This window comes from Desulfurella sp. (assembly GCF_023256235.1).
Lineage (GTDB): Bacteria > Campylobacterota_A > Desulfurellia > Desulfurellales > Desulfurellaceae > Desulfurella.
This window is the reverse complement of the sequence record NZ_JAGDWY010000079.1, coordinates 13,859-33,334: the sequence shown is the minus strand read 5'-3', so window position 1 is coordinate 33,334 and position 19,476 is coordinate 13,859. Positions and strand designations below refer to the sequence as shown.

20 protein-coding genes are annotated in these 19,476 nt (G+C 34.2%); 8 read left to right on the top strand and 12 right to left on the bottom strand.

Translation table 11 applies throughout. The annotated features are described in order from the left end of the window. Window positions 1-297 (top strand): LysR substrate-binding domain-containing protein (locus tag Q0C22_RS08670; protein WP_291493814.1); only part of this gene is annotated, 297 nt, incomplete at its 5' end. Here the strand turns inward: Q0C22_RS08670 and Q0C22_RS08665 are convergent. From Q0C22_RS08665 to Q0C22_RS08635, 7 genes are all read right to left on the bottom strand, one after another. Then, entirely contained in the window at window positions 285-1,373 is a 1,089-nt protein-coding gene (locus Q0C22_RS08665; protein WP_291493812.1) for an acyl-CoA thioesterase, read from the bottom strand. The genes Q0C22_RS08670 and Q0C22_RS08665 overlap by 13 nt on opposite strands. A gap of 94 nt (window positions 1,374-1,467) precedes the next feature. Beyond that, the gene (locus tag Q0C22_RS08660) at window positions 1,468-2,658 is read right to left on the bottom strand and encodes a CoA transferase (RefSeq protein WP_291493811.1); all 1,191 of its coding nucleotides are present in this window, start codon (window positions 2,656-2,658) and stop codon (window positions 1,468-1,470) included. Further along, window positions 2,655-3,830 carry an acyl-CoA dehydrogenase family protein gene (locus Q0C22_RS08655; RefSeq protein WP_291493808.1) on the bottom strand — a complete coding sequence of 392 codons (1,176 nt, stop codon included), beginning with the start codon at window positions 3,828-3,830 and terminating at the stop codon, window positions 2,655-2,657. Before Q0C22_RS08655 ends, Q0C22_RS08660 begins: the two co-directional genes overlap by 4 nt. An 11-nt stretch (window positions 3,831-3,841) precedes the next feature. Further along, the gene (locus tag Q0C22_RS08650) at window positions 3,842-5,305 is read right to left on the bottom strand and encodes an ATP-binding cassette domain-containing protein (RefSeq protein WP_291493806.1); all 1,464 of its coding nucleotides are present in this window, start codon (window positions 5,303-5,305) and stop codon (window positions 3,842-3,844) included. Then, on the bottom strand, window positions 5,306-6,220 hold the full coding sequence (locus tag Q0C22_RS08645) for a branched-chain amino acid ABC transporter permease (RefSeq protein WP_092128850.1): 915 nt from the start codon (window positions 6,218-6,220) through the stop codon (window positions 5,306-5,308). It lies immediately after the preceding gene. Between the two features lie 2 nt (window positions 6,221-6,222). Continuing rightward, on the bottom strand, window positions 6,223-7,101 hold the full coding sequence (locus Q0C22_RS08640) for a branched-chain amino acid ABC transporter permease (RefSeq protein WP_291493801.1): 879 nt from the start codon (window positions 7,099-7,101) through the stop codon (window positions 6,223-6,225). Further along, window positions 7,098-8,318, bottom strand: a complete 1,221-nt coding sequence (locus Q0C22_RS08635) for an ABC transporter substrate-binding protein (protein WP_291493799.1) — start codon at window positions 8,316-8,318, stop codon at window positions 7,098-7,100. The genes Q0C22_RS08640 and Q0C22_RS08635 overlap by 4 nt, the downstream gene beginning before the upstream one ends. 144 nt (window positions 8,319-8,462) lie before the next feature. Here Q0C22_RS08635 and Q0C22_RS08630 point away from each other — a divergent pair, with 144 nt between their 5' ends. Then, entirely contained in the window at window positions 8,463-9,362 is a 900-nt protein-coding gene (locus tag Q0C22_RS08630; protein WP_291493797.1) for a sulfurtransferase, read from the top strand. Window positions 9,363-9,374: 12 nt separating this feature from the next. Here Q0C22_RS08630 and Q0C22_RS08625 read toward each other — a convergent pair whose 3' ends face one another. The 5 genes from Q0C22_RS08625 to Q0C22_RS08605 form a co-directional block, all read right to left on the bottom strand. Continuing rightward, window positions 9,375-9,542: a hypothetical protein gene (locus Q0C22_RS08625; RefSeq protein ID WP_291493795.1), complete on the bottom strand. Its 168-nt coding sequence runs from the start codon at window positions 9,540-9,542 to the stop codon at window positions 9,375-9,377. A gap of 9 nt (window positions 9,543-9,551) precedes the next feature. Further along, window positions 9,552-11,009: an FAD/NAD(P)-binding oxidoreductase gene (locus tag Q0C22_RS08620; RefSeq protein WP_291493793.1), complete on the bottom strand. Its 1,458-nt coding sequence runs from the start codon at window positions 11,007-11,009 to the stop codon at window positions 9,552-9,554. A 470-nt stretch (window positions 11,010-11,479) separates the two neighbouring features. Continuing rightward, window positions 11,480-12,988 (bottom strand): threonine ammonia-lyase, biosynthetic, encoded by a 1,509-nt coding sequence (gene ilvA, locus Q0C22_RS08615; RefSeq protein ID WP_291493791.1) that lies wholly within the window; start codon window positions 12,986-12,988, stop codon window positions 11,480-11,482. Window position 12,989: 1 nt separating this feature from the next. Further along, window positions 12,990-14,759 (bottom strand): ABC transporter ATP-binding protein/permease, encoded by a 1,770-nt coding sequence (locus tag Q0C22_RS08610; RefSeq protein ID WP_291493790.1) that lies wholly within the window; start codon window positions 14,757-14,759, stop codon window positions 12,990-12,992. A gap of 21 nt (window positions 14,760-14,780) precedes the next feature. Continuing rightward, the gene (locus Q0C22_RS08605) at window positions 14,781-15,512 is read right to left on the bottom strand and encodes a tetratricopeptide repeat protein (RefSeq protein WP_291493789.1); all 732 of its coding nucleotides are present in this window, start codon (window positions 15,510-15,512) and stop codon (window positions 14,781-14,783) included. 262 nt (window positions 15,513-15,774) lie between these two features. Here Q0C22_RS08605 and Q0C22_RS08600 point away from each other — a divergent pair, with 262 nt between their 5' ends. The 6 genes from Q0C22_RS08600 to Q0C22_RS08575 form a co-directional block, all read left to right on the top strand. Then, window positions 15,775-16,140 carry a hypothetical protein gene (locus Q0C22_RS08600; RefSeq protein WP_291493788.1) on the top strand — a complete coding sequence of 122 codons (366 nt, stop codon included), beginning with the start codon at window positions 15,775-15,777 and terminating at the stop codon, window positions 16,138-16,140. Continuing rightward, window positions 16,140-16,541: a hypothetical protein gene (locus Q0C22_RS08595; RefSeq protein WP_291493787.1), complete on the top strand. Its 402-nt coding sequence runs from the start codon at window positions 16,140-16,142 to the stop codon at window positions 16,539-16,541. Before Q0C22_RS08600 ends, Q0C22_RS08595 begins: the two co-directional genes overlap by 1 nt. Beyond that, window positions 16,525-17,748 (top strand): CoA-transferase, encoded by a 1,224-nt coding sequence (locus Q0C22_RS08590; protein ID WP_291493786.1) that lies wholly within the window; start codon window positions 16,525-16,527, stop codon window positions 17,746-17,748. The genes Q0C22_RS08595 and Q0C22_RS08590 overlap by 17 nt, the downstream gene beginning before the upstream one ends. A 17-nt stretch (window positions 17,749-17,765) precedes the next feature. Continuing rightward, window positions 17,766-18,803: a CoA-transferase subunit beta gene (locus Q0C22_RS08585; RefSeq protein WP_291493785.1), complete on the top strand. Its 1,038-nt coding sequence runs from the start codon at window positions 17,766-17,768 to the stop codon at window positions 18,801-18,803. 55 nt (window positions 18,804-18,858) lie between these two features. Further along, window positions 18,859-19,188 carry a YgiT-type zinc finger protein gene (locus Q0C22_RS08580; protein ID WP_291493784.1) on the top strand — a complete coding sequence of 110 codons (330 nt, stop codon included), beginning with the start codon at window positions 18,859-18,861 and terminating at the stop codon, window positions 19,186-19,188. A 6-nt stretch (window positions 19,189-19,194) separates the two neighbouring features. Next, window positions 19,195-19,476, top strand: a 282-nt coding sequence (locus Q0C22_RS08575; protein ID WP_291493782.1) for a helix-turn-helix transcriptional regulator, incomplete at its 3' end; no start/stop codon positions are given.

The window sequence follows — 19,476 nt, the reverse complement described above, 5'->3', positions numbered from 1 at the left end:
GGTACCAGACAGATTATAGAAGCAGAACTTGCAAAATTAGGCGCTCATGTAAAAGTAGCCTATGAATTCAATAATCCAGAAGCCATTAAAAATGCTGTATCTTGCAATTTGGGCATCTCAGCTTTAAGTGAGCTTATAATTAAAAATGAACTTCAAATGGGTATGCTAAAAGAAATTCCCATTACAAATATTAAAATATATAGATGGTTTTATATGATGAGAATAAATAGCTACAACAAAGCTCAAACAATATTTGAAAATTATCTTTTAGAAACTTTTAAAAATCAGTCAAAATGAGCTAAGTCGCTTTCTTTAAGCAAGCCGTTTTTTATTTCAGAAATTATTGCAGTTAAACTTCTTCTTGCTTCTAAGTATTTTTGGTCTTCAAAATAAGTTAAAGGGTAAATAGTTTCTACAGGATAAGGTTTTAATTTTTCATCTACATTAACAAATGTAAATAAGCACGAATCGGTTAAATTACTAATTTTTTTCTCGTAGCGTCCCATACGTGATATAGTTGTTTCTATACATATAAAACTTTTGTGTGTATAGACTATATTGCTTTTAAACAATAATTTATCTCCAATTTTAACAGGATTTATAAAATTCATCCTGTTTACTGCTGCAATTATTGGCCTTTTTGTTGCAATAAGTTCTGCACACATGGTGGAAAGCTCATAGGATCTTCTTGCTAGATAACCACCAAATATTGTTTGGTTTGGATTTTTGTAGGCAGGAAATGTTCGCTCCCATGAAGTAAGAAATAGCTTAGATGCTAAAAGTCCATTAAAGTTTTGATCTTCCTGGGCTTTATGTAATTTTTCTAAAAGTCTATATTCTTCCAAAGATGGAGGTTGGCTTTCCAAATTTTTTTGAGCCATATAGTGTTCTTTTCTTTCTATGGCTTTTTGATAACGTCTTTTTTCCATATCATCAATATAATTTAAAGGTGGGAGCGCAACGCTTACACGATTGTCCCTTGGACCTCTTCTTGCTACAAGCGTAAAATAACAAGTTGCAATATGAGTTTGAGGGTTTGGCTGTTCGATTCTTATGCCTACTTCCATTGATGTTTTGCCTACATAGTTTATACGAGACTTAAAAACCAAATCTCTTGCAATATCAGCTGGGTTTCGCACTATTATTGTATCAATTGCCGCAGTTACTACAACGGCATCTTTGTAAAACTGATTTACATACAGCCTTGCAGTATCAGCAGCGAGTGTATCCATAATCTCTAGCAAAAGCCCAAATCTAATATTTGCAGGCAATTCTTCATCCAATACCATAAAGTTGTTTCTTAATGTATTACTTGTGCTTAATGGTATGATTTTTTCTAATGATAGTTCGTTTGGTCTGGTTAGCAGACTCATTAAATTCCCCTTTTAAATTTAAAAATCATTTTAACTTTAAAACCCTCTTTTTGAAAAATAAACACTTTTACCTTTTTGTCAATACGAAATTACATTAAATTACATTTTGGTTTTTTAAGTGTTTTATATATGCTTTATTGTAATGAAGTAATTTTTTAAGCACGTTTATTGTATCCTGACCAAGAAGGGGTGGACTTTTTGGCTCTGAAATGGATGAGTTTGATAGTTTTATAGGGGTGCCAACAATTTTTAACATACCAAATGGGTGATTTATTATTTTAACCATATCCCTTTCAAGCAACTGTTTGTCTTCAAATACTTCTTTAAGGTTGTTTATATGACCTGCCGGTATGTTGTGAGATTGAAATAAGTCAACCCAATATTGAGCATTTTGAGTTTTGAATACCTCATGTAAAATTTTTACCAATTCTTTTCTATTTCTTACTCTATTTTCATTTTTTTTGAATTTATCTTGTTTTAGAGCATCTGTGTTTAACAAGTTAGCTAATTTTTGAAATTGTTCATCATTACCTACAGCTAAATTAAAGTATTTGTCTTTGGCTTTGAATGTTTGGTATGGAACAATATTGGGGTGAGCATTTCCATAGCGCTTCGGTATTTTAGCGCTAACCAGATAATTTGATGCAACATTTGCAAGACTGGATACTGCACAATCATACAGTGCAAGGTCTATGTATTCTGATTGTTTGATTTTTTGTCTTTTATACAAACTGGCAAGTATTGCTATTGTTGCATATAAACCTGATATAATATCTAAAATAGCAACGCCTACTTTCATGGGTTGGCCTTTTGGTAACCCGGTTATGCTCATTAATCCGCTTTCACCTTGCATTATAAAATCATACCCTGGAAGATTGCTTTTTGGTCCATTTTGGCCATAGCCAGTTAATGAACAGTATACAATTGTTGGGTTTAACTTTTTTATATTTTTGTAATCAAGTGAATATTTTGTGAGTTCTCCTACTTTGAAGTTTTCTACAAATACATCGCAAAGCCTAACTAACTCATGTATAATTTTTTGGCCTTCTTTTTTGCTTATATCAACAGTAATACTTTTCTTATTACGGTTCGTGCAAAGAAAATAAGCGCTTTCTGTTTTCAAAAAAGGAGGTCCCCAATGGCGTGTTTCATCGCCAACTTTTGGTCTTTCTACCTTTATTACTTCTGCACCTAAATCTGATAGTATCATGGTGGCAAAAGGCAAAGCTAAAACGCGTGATAAATCAAGTACCTTTATGCCTTCAAGCGGTAACCTTTTATTCATTTTTTTCTAAAAGCCTCAATTCCTGTTATGTCTCTACCAATTATAAGCGTATGCATATCGTCTGTGCCTTCATAAGTATATACTGATTCAATATTTGCCATATGTCGAATTGGTGAGTAATCTAGGCTTATGCCATTTGCGCCAAGGATTTCTCTTGCTGTTTGAGCGCAAAACCTCGCTGTTCTTACATTGTTTCTTTTTGCAAGAGAAATTTGAGCTGGAGTTGCTTTATTTTCATTTAACAACTGAGAAAGCCTTAAGCTTACAAGTTGAGCTTTTGTAATTTCTGTAATCATATTGGCAAGTTTTTCCTGGACTAGCTGGTATGATGCAATGGGCTCGCCAAATTGTTTTCTATCAAGAGAGTAACTAAGGGCAGTTTCAAAACAATCCATACTAGCGCCAATTGCTCCCCAGGATATGCCATATCTTGCCATATTAAGGCAAGAAAACGGGCCCTTTAGACCTTCAATATTTGGTAATCTATTTTCTAAAGGTATTGCACAATCAGTAAAAGCTAGCTCGCCAACACCGCCTGCTCTCATAGAACCAAGCTCTTCTAAGTCTTTTTGATAAAAGCCTTGTGTTCCTTTTTCTACAATAAAACCCTTTACTTTGCCATCATCAGCATCTTTTGCCCACACTATTGCTACATCAGCAATTTCTGCTTCTGTTATCCACATTTTTGAACCATTTAACACCCATTTGTCTTTGATTTTTTTTGCAGTAGTTTTCATGCTTGATGGGTCTGAGCCTGCATCTGGCTCTGTTAAACCATAGCAACCTATTTTCTCTCCGCTTGCAAGCTTGGGCAAAAACTGCATTCTTTGATCTTCACTGCCATAGCGCCAGATGGGATACATAACTAGACCTGTATTTACCGCTACGAAACTTCTTAGAGCGCTATCTATACGTTCTACTTCCTGACATACAATGCCATATGTTGTATAGGTTGCACCAGGACAATTGTATTTTTCTTCTATAAAGCTACCAAGTATGCCAAGTTCACCAAATTGTTTTGCAATGGTTCTAAAATCAAGTTTTTCTTGCTTGTGCCACGCTTGTTTAATAAGCGGTTTTATATTGTCTTCTAAAAATTTTCTTAGACTATCCCTGAGCAATTTATCTTCATCACCTAGTAAATCATCAATTTTGTAGTAGTCTACAAACATAACACCTCCTTTTATGCTAAATACTTTTCACCTATGCGTTCTTTAAATTCTTCCATTGTACAATCGCATATAAGGTTTCCATGTTCGAGCAAATAAACTTTTTCAGAGTGCCTTAGGGCAAAGTGAAGGTTTTGTTCACCAAGCAGAATTGTCAGATTCATTTGAGTATGCATGTAATCAAGTACTTTAGATATATCTTCAAGGACTATAGGTGCAAGACCAAGTGTAGGTTCATCAAGTACTATCATTTTTGGTTTTTGAACAAGTGCTCTTGCTATTGTTAGCATCTGCTGTTCTCCACCCGATAGTGTAGATGCAAGTTGCTTTTTTCTTTCTGCTAGTCTTGGGAATATTGAATAGACTTCTTCTATTCTTTTTTTTGCTTCATTTTTTGCTACTTTTTGCAAAGCAAGGTTTAAGTTTTCTTCTGTGCTCATAAATTTAAACAATTCTCTGGTTTCTGGCACAAATGATATACCTAAATTTACGATTTCTGCCGTTTTTAGATGCTTTATAGATTTACCGTGCCATTTTATATCACCTTCGTAATTTACAAATGAAAATATTGCTTTAAAAAGGCTAGTTTTTCCAGCGCCATTTAAACCTACAACAGATACAAATTGACCTTCTTTTACTATTAAGTCAACATTTCTTAAAGCCTGAGCTTTATTGTAGGATAAAGAAGTGATATTAACTTCCAATAGAATTTTTGCGTTAAGGTCAGTTTGCTTTTGATTTGAGTTTTCAATTTTAGTTTGTTCGCCCAGAAATACTCTTTTCACTTCTTTGTTGGATATTACTTCTTCTGGTGTGCCTGTTGATATTATTTTTCCAGCGTGAATGGCTATAATTTTATCAACCAAGTCTTTAACTGCTTTTACATTATGATCAACTATTATAATAGAAAAATTTTCTTTTGTTAATGATCTAATCAGTTTAGAAAACTCTTCTACTTCTGAATGACTCAAACCTGCAAAAGGCTCATCTAAAAGTAGGAGTTTTGGGTTTAAAGCAATGGCTTTTGCAAGCTCCATTCTTCGTATAATACCAAAGGCTAACTCTGATGGACGTTTATTACAAACCAATTCTAATCCCAGATTTTTTGCTATTTGAAAGGCTTGTTCTTTTATATCGTTTTTATAGAAAAACTGAAATTTATCTTCCAATAAAGATAACTCGATATTTTCTAACACTGTCTGTCTGCTAAGCGGTCTTGAATGCTGGAACATCACGGCAATACCCTTTTTTATTCTTTTGTGTATGCTTAAATGTTGAATTTCTTCTCCATTGAATTTTATTATACCATCTGTAGGTTTGTAAAGGCCTATGAGCAAATGCATTATTGTAGATTTTCCAGCACCATTTGGACCTATTAAACCTACAATTTCATTTTTATTAATTTCAAAGCTTACATTGTCTGTGGCATGTATGCCGCCAAAATATTTGTCCAGATTTTTTACTTCCAGTAACGCCATTTAGTTTTTCCTCAAAAACAAGCTTATTATACCATCTGGCAAAAAAAGCAAGACTATAAGTCCCATTATCGACACAACAACATAACTAAGCTGACCCAATGGTTGCAGCCACTCTCTTAAAAGTATTATAAAAAAAGCTCCTAAAATAGGTCCTATAATAGTTCTTCTTCCACCAATAATAGCAGAAATTATAATTTGCAATACAACAGCAATAGACACTACAAGACTCACTGAAGCTGTACCTAAATAAAACACAAGCAAAGCCCCTGATAAGCCACTGAATAAAGCACTGATACCAAAAGCTAAAACTTTGTATTTTGTTATGTTAAAACCCAGACTTTCTGCTTCTATTGGATCCTGAGCAGATGCCTGTAAAATCAGACCAATAGGCGATCTTGCAATAACAAGCATAACCATTGCACTGAAAGCACAAAACAAAAGGGCCATATAATAATTTATTTTTGAGCTAACAGATATTATGCCGGGTACGGATAAGCCTATCTCTCCACCTGTATACTGGGCAAATATTGTGACAAATTGTTCTAATAACAAAACACTAACCAGTGTAATAAGTCCAAAATATGGTCCTTTAAGTCTTAAAGCTGGAGCAACTAGGATAAGTCCTGATAAAATGGCTGCTACAGCACCAAGTACAATACATAAAGCAAGTGGCATATGAGTGTTTATATTTAAAATAGCCGCAGTGTATGCACCTATGCCTATTTGAAATGTAGATCCAAAATTTACTTCCCCTGAATATCCAAATAATAAATCCCACGACATAACAAAAACTGCGAAATATAAAGCAATTGTAAAAACACCCACAACATAAGAAGAAAAAATGTAGGGTACAAATATCAAAAGAATAAAAATTACAATTCCTATAATAATAGACCTATCTTTTGGTATTAACATATCTAAAACCTACCAAACAAACCTTTTGGTTTAAACATAAGTATCAAAACTAAGATTACGTAAGCAGGTATTGATGTGTATGCAGGTGAAATCAAATAAGCAGTCATAGTTTGTATATAGCCGATAAGAAATGCTGCCAGAATAGAACCTGTTATGTTACCCAAACCTCCAAGCACCACAACAGAAAAAGCAAGCCCGGTAAGACTTGGGACGCTTTGTGAACTTGCACCTAAAAATGAAGCTAGCAAGGCACCAGAAAGACCGGTTAATACGCCGTATACACCCCACAAAAGTATATAAACCTTTTTAATATCAATACCGCTTATTGCCAAACCGTCATGGCTCATAGATGCTGCAAGCAAAACTTTGCCTGTTTTTGTTTTGTTTATAAAAGTCCACAAAATAATCAGAATTAAAACAGAAGCAAATGAAAGCAGAATTTCATTGTATGTTATATTCATTTTAAACAAGTGTAAAACACCCTTTACAAAAGGAGGCACAACAACAGGATTTGAACTGAAAAAATAATCCAGTAATTCTTCTATAATCATAGACCACAAAAGCGTAGCTGTAAGTATAAAAATTTCTTTTTCTGTAGTGGGTATTTTTTTAGATTTGTCTATGGGGTTTATAAGCAATACAAATAACAAGTATGAGACTGCTATTGAAGCTAGAACCCCAACAACCATACCAGCTAATAAAGGCAGATGAAAATGACTTATAAAAAACCAGGAAATGATTGCACTCAATACTAAAAAAGCACCGTGGGAGAGATTAAGTACTCCTGCTGTGCCAAAGATAAGAGAAAACCCTACTACTCCCACAGCGTAAATCGAACTAATAATAAAGCCATCAAATAAAATTTGCCAAAAAAGGTTCATTTTTTAACAAACGAAGGTATAATAACTTTAGCTGTTGCTGCATTTTTTGGCCAAACCGTTTCTAATTTGCCGTGTTGCCATTGCAACATAACACCGGTTGCATATGAAGGGCCATATTTTATGCCATGTGCATATGGACTTTCTTTTCCATAAAACTCTATATGTCCCATAACACCAATGTAATTTGTAGCTTCAAGTGCTTTAATAAGTGCATCAGTGTTTGTTGATTTAGCTCTTTTTATAGCCTGTGCCAGCACATATATAGCATCATATGTTGTATAGCCACCATAAGCAGGTGTTATGCCAAATACTTTCTCATATTCTTTAACAAAAGGTATGGTTTTTGGGGTTATTGGAGCAGGAGATCCTTCTGCTTGACTAATTATGCCTTCTGTTGCTCCATTGCTTTTTTTCCAGAAGTCAGATGTACTTGCCTGTGCGTTTATTCCAACTATCAAAAAAGGATATTTTGCTTCATGCCATTGAACAGTTTGTTGAAGACCTGTATGTGCCCAACCGGTTACTAAAAGATCAGGATTTTTAGATTTTATATCGGTGAATATAGGTGTAAAATCAGTTGTATTTGGTGCAAATCTCATATGACCTACCACTTTGACACCAGTTTGTGGAAGACATTTTAGATACTCTGCATCTAATGGTTCGGTCCATGCTGCATTCTCGCTTGCTATATAGGCTGTCTTGTAGCCATATTGTTTTACTAAATCATCATGTATAAAGTTACATACAGTTTGAGCCATTTCAGTAGCATTGTACTTTAATTGGAATACATATTTATACATATTATAGTTATTATGGACTAATTGTGTAATTTTTGGATCAGCTGCGCCGGTTGTAATATAAATAGTATGTAGCCTTGCTGCCCAGGGTTCAAGTGCAAGTGCAACTTCACTTATCCAGCTACCAATAACTGCAACTACATGGTGATCGTAAACAGCTCTCTGAAAAGCTTGAACAGCATCCGTTGCTCGCATGTGATCATCGTAAATAAATAACTTAATAGGTCTACCATCAATACCACCTTTTGCATTAATCTGGTCTGCTGCTAATTTTGCCCCATTAACAATAGAATCACCTACAAGTGTACCTTGTTCTGCTATAATGCCAATGTTAATAGGTTCTGCTGCAAATACTAGACGTGGTAAGAAAACAAATGCAAAAACCGCAACAATTAGAGCCATTTTTTTAAAGACACTCATTTTTAAACCTCCTTTTACATACTTTTAATATATTTTAGTATTATAAGTTAAACATGTCAAGAAAAATTAATAAATTAATTTTTTATTGATTTTTTTAAAAAAAGATATATAATAACTAACTAATTATAAATATGGGAGGTTTTTATGAAATTTAAAAAATTTGTTGTGTTTTTGGTGTTTTTTGTTAGTTTATTTTTTAGTGGAGCAGCTTTTGCTAAAATTGGTATTATTAGCACACAACAGGCAAACTTTTTAATAAAAACTCAAAACAATGTCATTGTGATTGATACAAGAAGCAAACAAAATTATCTGCATGGCCATTTGCCTAAAGCAATAAATTTAACAGAAAACGAAATACTCTCATCTCAAGAAAATGAATTGGGCCTTATGCCATACAACAACCAGCTGGAAAGAATTTTTTCTGCATATGGGTTGAAAAGAAATGCAACATACATTGTATACTCTGGTGAAAATTACGATAACAGTGCAAGGTTTATAGCACAGGCTGCATGGATTATTAGCGCACTTTATTGGTCTGGAATTAAAGATATATACTATATGGATGGAGGTTTTGAAAAATGGAAAAGTGAAGGTTTGCCTGTTTTAATAGGAAACTATAGTTTACCAAAATCCCATTTTACAATAGAATATAACCCTGGTAACATTTTAGCTCAAAAAAATTTTTTACTCTGGGCCATTGACAACGAAAACGCTGTGCAAATAATTGATTCAAGAGATAGAAAAGAATATTTAAAAGGACATATTAAAGGTGCCAGATGGTTTTACGCAGGGGATTTTTTGGAAAAAGTTAATAATTACTGGATTATAAAACCTAAAAGTACAATAGAAAATTTATTTTTGAAAGAAGATATAGATATTAATAAGCCTACAATCTCTTATTGTCAAAGCGGTCATTTATCAAGCGTATTCTGGTTTATAGCAAAAACAATTTTTAACAGGCAAATGGTTTGGAGTTTTTGCGGTACATTTAAAAATTTGCAAAAACAAAACAAAGTACCTATTAATATCGGCCCTATATGCTGAAAGTCCCATAAGCTATTTATGGGACTTAAGCAACATAAGCGTCATTTTGATATTTATGATAATAAATTTTACTAATTGCCAGACCACGCATGTTCTTAAAAATTTTGTAAATTTAGCGGGTTTTGAAGCAAAAAATGCTTGTTGATATGGTTTTCTTTCTTCAATTGTTTTTTCTACCATTTTGCCCTCCTATTCTGGTAATACAAACCAAAACGGTTTTAGTTTTGCTTTATAAATAAATGCATAGTGCAATAAAAGCTTGATCCAATGACCAGCAAGCCCAATTTCGCCAAATGTGTAATACAAATCCCGGCCATATTCAGGATATTTTTCAAAATCAGGCACAATAGGATATACTGTTATAGAAGCAGCAGTGCCAGAAAAAAGACTGGCTCCTGTAGAAGCTACACATGCTGCGCCAATTTCTGCCATAGATGCTGTGTGTTTTGGTGTCTGATTGCCATGTTTAATCATACTTGCTATATTTAAAGCACAATTTCTACCAATTATAGCAGAAGGCATTCCTGTGCGAGGTGGTGCTGGAAAGATTGGTGTTTTATTTGGGCTATACATTGGTTTTGAGATTGCATGAGGTGGTGCAAAAGCAATACCTGCTGCAAATATATTTTTGTATGCAGGGTTTTGATAGGTTTTTGGCCAATCAGCAGCTTTCCATTCTTCATAAGGTTTTTGCGTATAGTCTGCATCAACTTTCATAAAGCCATTTGATGTAAATAGATTCTCAGTAATATCTTCGCCAGTTTTATTGTATGCTTTAAGACCAACGCCTACAAAAGGAGGTATAAGCATTGCAAAATCGAATTCAATTTCATGAATGCTACCATAGAGTGTTTCGTAATACGCTTTATTTGATTCAACTTTATATATGTGAGCCCTTTTTATCCATGATACATTTCTTTCAGCAAATAAAGATTCAGTAAATGTTTTGGTATGTGTTATATAGCCTCCTTTTTTTATGTGTGCACCAGCCATTCCAAAGTCTCCAAGCTCGTATTCGTTTGTTATGAATACTATCTTTGCTTTGTCTTTTACCTTTTCTTTTTTAAGTACGAAATCTAAATTAAATACATATTCAAAAGCTGCACCCTGGCAGGTAGCTTGACCGTGTCCTGTGCCTACAAGAAATACAGCATTTTTGCCTTTTTTCATGTTTTCAATTGTTTTTTTAAGTTCTTGAGCTGCTTGTTTTGCATGGGATGCACTGCAAACAGACAGAGAATTTTTATCAGGACCCAGACCGGGTGTTGCTTCGAAATTAAGTTTTGGACCTGTTGCATTTATTAAGTAATCATATTCTACATTTTCCTTTTTCCCAGAAAGGTCTCTGCCAGTATACTCAATCTGTACAAATGGTTTTGAGGTCGTTTGAGTACCTTCTGGATAAATTGCAATTGCTTTTGCTTGTTTAAATATCACACCTATTTTTTTATAAACTCTCTCAAGCTCAAACGTTACATCTTCTGGTTCCATTGCTCCTATTCCAACCCAGATATTAGAAGGTATCCAGTTCCACTTGCTATTTGGTGCAATCACAATCACTTCATGTTCTTTTGATAAGAGTTTTCTTAAATAGGATGCTGCAGTATGGCCAGAAATGCCAGCTCCCAAGACAACAATTTTTGACATAGTTTTACCCCCTCTTTTTTTGATACCAAAAAATTAAACCAACTATTTGCAAATGTATGTTAAGTAATTTATATAGTAAAGAATTTTAAGTGTCAATATGTGAATAAATAATAATTATTATTATATGTGTTAAATAGAAATCTATTTAAGTTGTGCAGCGACATATTTTTTACATAATGAGCTGTTAAAAGTTTTTGGATCGCGCCTTTTATATAACTAATGTAAACTTTTACGATATATTTTTAATCAAAAGTTTTTATGGTTATGTTTGCTTTATTGGAAAAATGTAAACAACGATTTACATAAAATTTTTTAAAATTTTCTTGACTTTTGAAAAAATTTTTTTATAATAAACACTCGTGCTTAAGAATTCTCTTTTGCAAGCACTTCTTTTTCCCTCTTGTTTTCCCGCCATAAAGTCCGCATTTAGATTTCGCCCGCAAGGGCGTTTCCTGCCCGCCTTTTTGTTCTTATAGAAAGATTTTGCAGATTAAGTTGTTTGTTTCTTCGCTAAAAGGATAGCGCAGATCCTTAAGATATTCTTTAAAATCTTGCATTTCATCTGGTGGTATTTCAAAGCCTACAAGAACTTTGCCGTAATCGGTACCAATATGCTTGTAGTGAAACAAAGATATATTCCAGTTGCTTTTCATTTTTGATAAGAATTCGTACAAAGCTCCTTTTCTTTCTGGAAAAGAAAAATGGTACAACACTTCGTTTTGAGCCAGATTAGTTTTACCACCGATCATATAGCGAATGTGACTTTTTGCTATTTCATTGTCTGTTATATCAAAGATATTATAGCCCAAATGCTTTGCTTTTTCCAAAAACCTATCCTTTTCTTGTTTGTAATTTATATTAAGACCGGTTAAAACATATGCTTTTTGTCTGTTTGTAAGTCTGTAATCAAATTCAGAGACATTTATGTTATCAATTAAATCCATGCAAAATTTTTTAAAAGACCCCGGTTTTTCTTCCAGTTCTACCACATAGAGTGCTTCCTGCTTTTCTCCAATTAAAGCTCTATCAGCTACAAAGCTTAGCCTATCAAAATTCATATTTGCACCAGAGTTAATGGCAAGGAATGTTTTTTTAGAAATGGAGTGTTCGTCTATATAGTGTTTTATTCCAGCAACCGCCAAAGCACCTGCAGGTTCTACTATATTTCTTGTATCATAGTAGATGTCTTTTATGCTTGAACATATCTCATCTGTATCAACAAGTACAATATCATCAACATACTTTAATACTAAATCAAGCGTTAAATCACCAACACTTTTTACGGCAACGCCGTCTGCAAAAATACCTACCTCATCTATATCAACTTTCTTTTTGGCATGAAACGATAAATACATCGCATTTGAGTCTTTTGGTTGAACTCCTATTACTTTTATTTGGGGGTTTATGTTTTTGATAAATGATGCAATGCCAGCAATTAATCCGCCACCACCTATGGGCACAAAAATGTAATCAACTTCAGAGCTTGTTTGCATCAAAATTTCATTTGCAATTGTAGCGTTACCTGCTATTACAAGCTCATCATCAAATGGCGGAATGTAGGTCATTTTAGTTTCTTGCACCAGCACTTTGCAGGCATTATAAGCATCTGTATAGCTATCACCTTCCAAGACTATACTTGCACCATACCTTGCTACTGCATCAATTTTAATTTGGGGTGTGGTTTTTGGCATAACTATAGTTGCTTTAAGAGATAGTTTTTTTGCCGATAACGCTACGCCCTGGGCATGATTGCCAGCAGAAGCACATATTACGCCTTTTTCTTTTTCTTGTTCTGAAAGATTTTTTATTTTGTTATATGCACCTCTTATCTTAAATGAAAATACGCTTTGTAAATCTTCCCTTTTTAGTAAAATTTTATTGTTTAGATTTTTTGAAAGATTAACAGCATAATTAATGGGTGTTTGTTTGGCAAGATCATATATTGAAGATCTAATAACAAGCCTTACGATGTTGTCCATGTTATGCAAACTCCTCCTTTAAATATGAGACTCTTTTCAAGTCATCTTTTTTAATGGGCTCAAGTGACCATTTGCCTTCACCTAACAATGAAAGTTTTATCTTATGGTAATTAAGCAGGCTTGACCTGTGGCCTACGCTTAAGCATGCGCTTTGTGGAAGCTCGCTAAACAGCCTCATATAAAGGAGTCTTTCTGATTTTTCATCCAAAGCGCTTGTTGCTTCATCCATAAAAATCCATTCAGGTTTTTGCAAAAATATACGTCCAAAAGCAATGTATTGCTGCTCGCCAAGCGATAAAACTTGAGACCATACATTATTATCCAATAAATGTTTTGCCAGGTATTTTAAGTTTAGACTTACAAGTAGCTCCTTTAAAATATCGTTATCTATCGATGGATCACCATTTGGATAAATAAGAACATCTCTTAGTGTTCCTATTGGTAAATATGGTTTTTGCGGCAAAAACAATGTCTTTTCTTTTGGAGGAAGCTCAATCTCTCCAGAACCAAAAGGCCAAAGGCCTGCAATTGTGCGAATAAGTGTGCTTTTTCCTATGCCTGATGGACCGACAATAAGAAGACTTTGCGTTGGTTTTAGCTCAAAGCTTAAGTCTTTAATTAAGTATGTTTGATTATTTGGAAGCATAATAGATAAATTTTTTACACTCAAAAAGTCTGATTGTTTGTATTTAATATTATTATTTGAATTTTGCAGTGCTTTTATTGATTCAATATTGTGTTCGAATGTGCGTAGCCTGTCTGCTACTGCATGCCATGCGGCAAGCGAGGTGTAGCTATTTACTATGTAGGATAGTGATGTTTGTACCTGTCCAAATGCCTGAGCTATTTGCATTAAGCCACCTAGCTGAATCTTTTTTGCAAAAAATCTTGGCGCTGCAACAAGTATAGGGAAAATGATAGCAATCTGGTTGTAACCTGAAGTAAACCACGTTAGTTTTTTTTGCCTGACCATTATTTTCCAGTAGTTTTCAAATATATCTGCAAATTTTCTCATTAAATGCTTGTGTTCTTTTTCTTCACCACTATATAAAGCAACACTTTCGCTATTTTCTCTTATGCGTACAAGATTGAACCTGAAATCTGCTTCGAATCGCTGCTGATTAAAGTTTAAAGGAATTAACGGCCTGCCAATTACAGCTGTAATCCATGTACCAACAATAGCATACAGCAAAGCAGCCCATACCATATATCCAGGAATTGTAATTAAATAACCAAATACAGAAAAATGCAAGGGCCCGGATACAATCCACAATATACTTATAAAAGAAAATAAAGTTACAATTGAACTTAAAAGCCCTAAAGATAGGCTCAATGATTGAGATATAAACATATTTAAATCTTCACTAATACGTTGATCTGGGTTATCCGTTTGGTGATTAAATACCTGAAGGTGGTGATATATCTTTTTATCCATCCATTTATCTAAAAAATTATCCGTAAGCCACCTGCGCCATTTTATCTGAAGCATTTGATTTAGGTAAAGCGAATAAACGGCAGAAATTATGTAAAAAAAAGCCAGTGCAGTAAATTGTCCAAGCGCTATCCAAAAAGCTTTTTCGTTTAACTCCTGCAAAGCATTGTAGAATTCTTTATACCACAAATTAAATAATACATTAATAAAAACAATAGCTAAATTTAAAAAAATAATGGCAGCAAGCAGTATATAAGCTGTTTTTTTTTCGCTAGAAACCCAATAGGGCTTTATTAGATGCCATGCATCTTTAAAAACTTCTTTATTAAATTGTTTCATTTAGTAATGACCAGATAATTTTCATTGATTGCTTCTTATTTGATTATACAGTCTATCTGCCAGTTCTTTTGCTTGCAATAATTCATCGTTCGTTAATTTGTATTTAACTATATTTAAATGGTGTGAGGCGAGTTTGTAAATTTCTTCATCAGGATTGGAAAACTTTTTTGCTACATCAATCCATGCGTAGGCATCTACATAATTTTTTTCTATATTATCCCCTTCTAAATACAAAAGCCCAAGTCTGTATTGGGCGTAATTTGATCCCAGATAAGAGGCTTTTTGCCAGTACTCGAAGCTTTTTTTATAATTGAGTTCTACACCTTGACCCATGCTGTATAAAAACCCAAGGCCATATAATGCGTCCCTGTTGTTTTCTTTTGCGCTTTTTTCCCACCAGTACAATGTTTTTGATAAATCTTTTTTAACACCAAGTCCATGTTTGTATAGATAGCCCAGAGCGTACTCGCCAAAACTATTATTTTGTTTAGCCGACTGGCTAAATAATTCGTAAGCTTTTTTATAATCTTTTTTTACACCAACACCGTCTAGATACATTGAGCCCAATATATACTGTGCTTGCGAGTTTCCTTCCTGACTCAAAATAGAAAAAATGTTACAAGCTTCTTTGTAGTTTTTATTATTGTATGCATTAAGTCCTTCTTGTAAGCTGGGGTTTGCGCAAGCTACAGTGCTTGTAAAAAATACACCTAAAATAATAAAAAAAACAATTAGTAAAGTTTTTTTATGCATACAATTCCTCCTTTAGCTAACATCTTTTTATACTCATTTTTAAATTATTTGCAATATTTTTTGTACTGACAGTTTCAAAATATTACAAAATTTTCAGTTACAATCAATGTATAATAAAAATTTATGAATTAACTTATATAATAACTTATATAAATTTACTATTGTCACATAAACTAAATAAATATAAAAAAATACTTGACTTTTTATTTATATTTTGTATTATGTAAAATAAGAGCAAATATTTTATAGTAGGAGGTGTAGCGTGATAACGTACCCAAAAGCATTTAAGAAAACAGCCAGAGAAAAGCCAAAGGAGGTGCAGCAACCAAAGGATATTGAAGATGTGCAGGTTTGGTTGAAATTAACTAATGAAGTTTGGGATTTATCGATGTCAAATTACTATTTTGATACATGGATGTGGCAATTTAAAAAAATGCCAGGTGTTCTAACACGTATTACAAAGTTAATTGAGCAAATGAACTCAAATAAAACAGCAGATGTTGCCGAAAACGAACTGAGAAAAAATCTTGATTATCTAAAAAATGCCCATGAAATGATAGAATATGCGCAAGAAAAAGTTGAAAATGCCCTAAGGTTAATTTGGGCAAGGCGAAAGGAGCTTAAATAGTGGGAGGGGATTTTACAACACTTCCAGGCTATATTATTGGTGGCGGTGATTTAATTACATTTGAAGAGATTAGAAAAAAAGTTGAAGGCCTGGGTAAAATCGTAGACATAGAGAATCAAGGTTTCAGATTAATACCGTATTCAAAAGAAAATGAAAAGCTTGATTTCGATGAAATGTATCCTGTTATCTATTTCAATACAGATTATACAATTGACATCTATATAAGTTACTTGAAATTTGAGAAAGTAACTGAATTCTTACAGATTTTAAGCGATACTTTAGGTGTACCAATTGAACATGCAGATAGCAATGGTACGGTTAAAAAAACTCAAGAAGATATCGAGTTATTAAAAGAATTCTATAAAAATTTAGGAGGAGGACTTTATGGCAGAAGCAAGTAAAATAATGTCCATCAAAGAAGTGGTAAGCAAGTTTGTTAAGCCACACAGGGCTTGGGTTGTGGGTGGATTTGGTTATACCAGGACCAATGCATCAATTCCAAGAGAAGTTATCAGGCAAAATATACCTAATCTATATTTACAAACAAACGCAGGCGCTACACCTGTTATGATGATGGCAGGTGCTGGTCAGCTTGATTGGATTGAAATGACATTTATTGGACTTGAAACGATACAACCAGTTTCTTATGAGATTAGAAAAGGTTTAGAAGATGGCGATATTAGTGCATATATGCTATTTTCTAACTATTCCTGGGCACTCAGGACACATGCTGGACGCTTTGGAATGCAGTTTGCAACAGGTATGACAGATTTGGGTTCTGATTTAATTGAGTACGATGTTTTTGGTAAAGCAGGTCTTAGAGGCAAAAACGAAAAAGGCATGTGGGTCCACCCGGATATCCCACCAGCCAGACAGGTAATTATAGATGACCCGTTTGATGGTTGGGGACTTAGACCTCACCAATATGACCCAGAAAATAAATGGTCACCGGGCGATGTGCCAGATACCACATGGAATAAAACTGCAGCAGAAGAAGATGGTATATTTTATGAAAAATTAAGAAAACAGGCTACAAAATATACAGGAAAACCAGGCGTAAAAGCTGTTTTGTATCCACCTTCAATACCTTATCTTGCAACTACACATGTTCAAAGATGCGGTAATAAAGGTACAGCACGAATTGAAGGTTTGCTTGTGCCGGATGTTGAGCAATCACTGAGTGCAAAATACTTAGTAATTGCTACCGAAAAGATAGTACCAGAAGAAGAATTGAGATTTAGACCATCTGAAAACCAGATTCCAATGATACATGTTGATGCAATTGTAGAAACACCATGGGGTGGCTACCCAACAAATGTGACTTACCTATATGACTATGATTGGATGTGGTGGAAATTCTATATTCAAGCAAACCGTGCAGCCGATACACCAGATGGTAGGAAAGCTTTGGCTGATTACTGGCATGAAATAGTGGGTAAAGATGAGTGGGATTTCTTGCAAAACAAAGTTGGAACAGATAAATTTGAGTTTGGTAAAATCAAAGCCAAATACGAATGCCCAAGTGGTGCAACAGGTTTTGCAAGGTTATATGAACTTGTAGCAGATACAAAATATGGCTACAAACCCGATCAATATAGGCCAATATAATTAAGGAGGTAAAAATTATGAGTAAAAAAGCTATTATACCGGTACATATACCAACCGTAGATGAAATTGAAGCAAATGTTAAAAGTTTTCACAGCGGTATATCTGACTCAGATTATGAGGCATATTGCAAAGAAAACGATATTCCACCAGATGAGTTTACAACAATGGAGTTACTTGCTATTGCAAGCTCAACAATGATACCAAAAGGAGCATCAATGTTTATTGGTACTGGTTTGCCTGTGCTTACAATGACACTTGCACAGCACACAGTAAACCCAGATGCCATTATAGTTATGGAAGCAGGTATGCTTGATCCACACTTTGAACATATTCCTATATCTGTAGCAGATATTAGGGGTGCTTACATGGCTTCTACAGCTTTGTCAATGATGGATGCATTTGGAACATACGAACAACGCGGATATGTTACAGGTGGTGGCTTAGGTGGCGCAGAGTACGATGAGTATGGCAATATTAACGCAACGGGTCTTTGGGAGCCACCCAGGAATCAATGGACATCTTTGGTTTCTGGTACAGGTAAGGGTCCAAATGTGGTATTTACAGGTTCTGGTGGTTCAAACCCAATTGGTACACAGTCTGATTTTATCTTGAGTGTTATGGTTCAAGAAAAAAGACGATTTCCCTATAAAGTACAATTTTTAACTACTATGGCTGCAGCAAGAGGACCAGAAGGTGAGTCAAGGTGGGATTATGGTGTACCAAGAGGCGGCAAAGGTTTGATGGTTTCTGATCTTTGCGTTATGGAAAACTTCCCAGAAGAAGGCATCTATGATATGAGACTAAGAAGCGTTCACCCTGGAGCAAGCTTAAAAGATGTTATAGACAATGTTATGTGGGAATTAAAAGACAAAAGTGGTAAGGTTTTGAAACCTACAGATGATATTCCAACAACACCTACACCTTCGCATGAACAATTGAAAGTGCTAAGAATGATAGTTGATCCAACAAGAATTTACCTTAAAAGAAAAACTGTTCGTGAAGTTGCATACGAAAAAGAACACGGAAAGCCATGGAGAGTTAAAGTTAAAGATTAAATTTAGTTACAGGGGGTTTGAAATACCCCCTTTTTTTAAGAAAAGGAGCAGATATATGAAATGTAAGTATTGCGGTAGAGAGATGATAAAAACAAAGACACCATTTAAAAGACCAGTGAAAGGCGAAATGCTTGTTGTACCGGATGTAGAGATTTACAGCTGTCCTGGGTGTGGTGCTGTATATTTTCCAGAAGAAACTATACGACATGCAGGCAGAAAAATTGGCGAAAAACTCCTTCAGGTAGCAAAAGAACGTGGTCGTATAAAAGATGAAAAAGAATATTTAAGAAAACTTCAAGAACAAAAGCAAATAGATATAGAAGAAGCCATAAAAAGAGGTGATATTAAAAAGAAAGAAGATGCACCACTAAAAATCTTTACATAAAAGGTTATGGATATTGGAGAACAAATAAAATATGAGCGCAAAAGAAGAAACATAACTCTTAAAGTACTAGCAGAATTAGTAAAATGCTCTCCTAATTACCTATCATTGATAGAAAAAAATAAAGTAAATCCCTCAGCGAAAGTTTTAAGAAGGCTTTTTGAGATTCTGGAAATACAACATGAAGAATACTTAAATGATAATGATGAACAAATATTTGTTAAAAAAGAAAAACGCACACGTATAGTGTACCCTAATAATAAAGTAATAAGAGAGTTGCTGGTAAAAGAC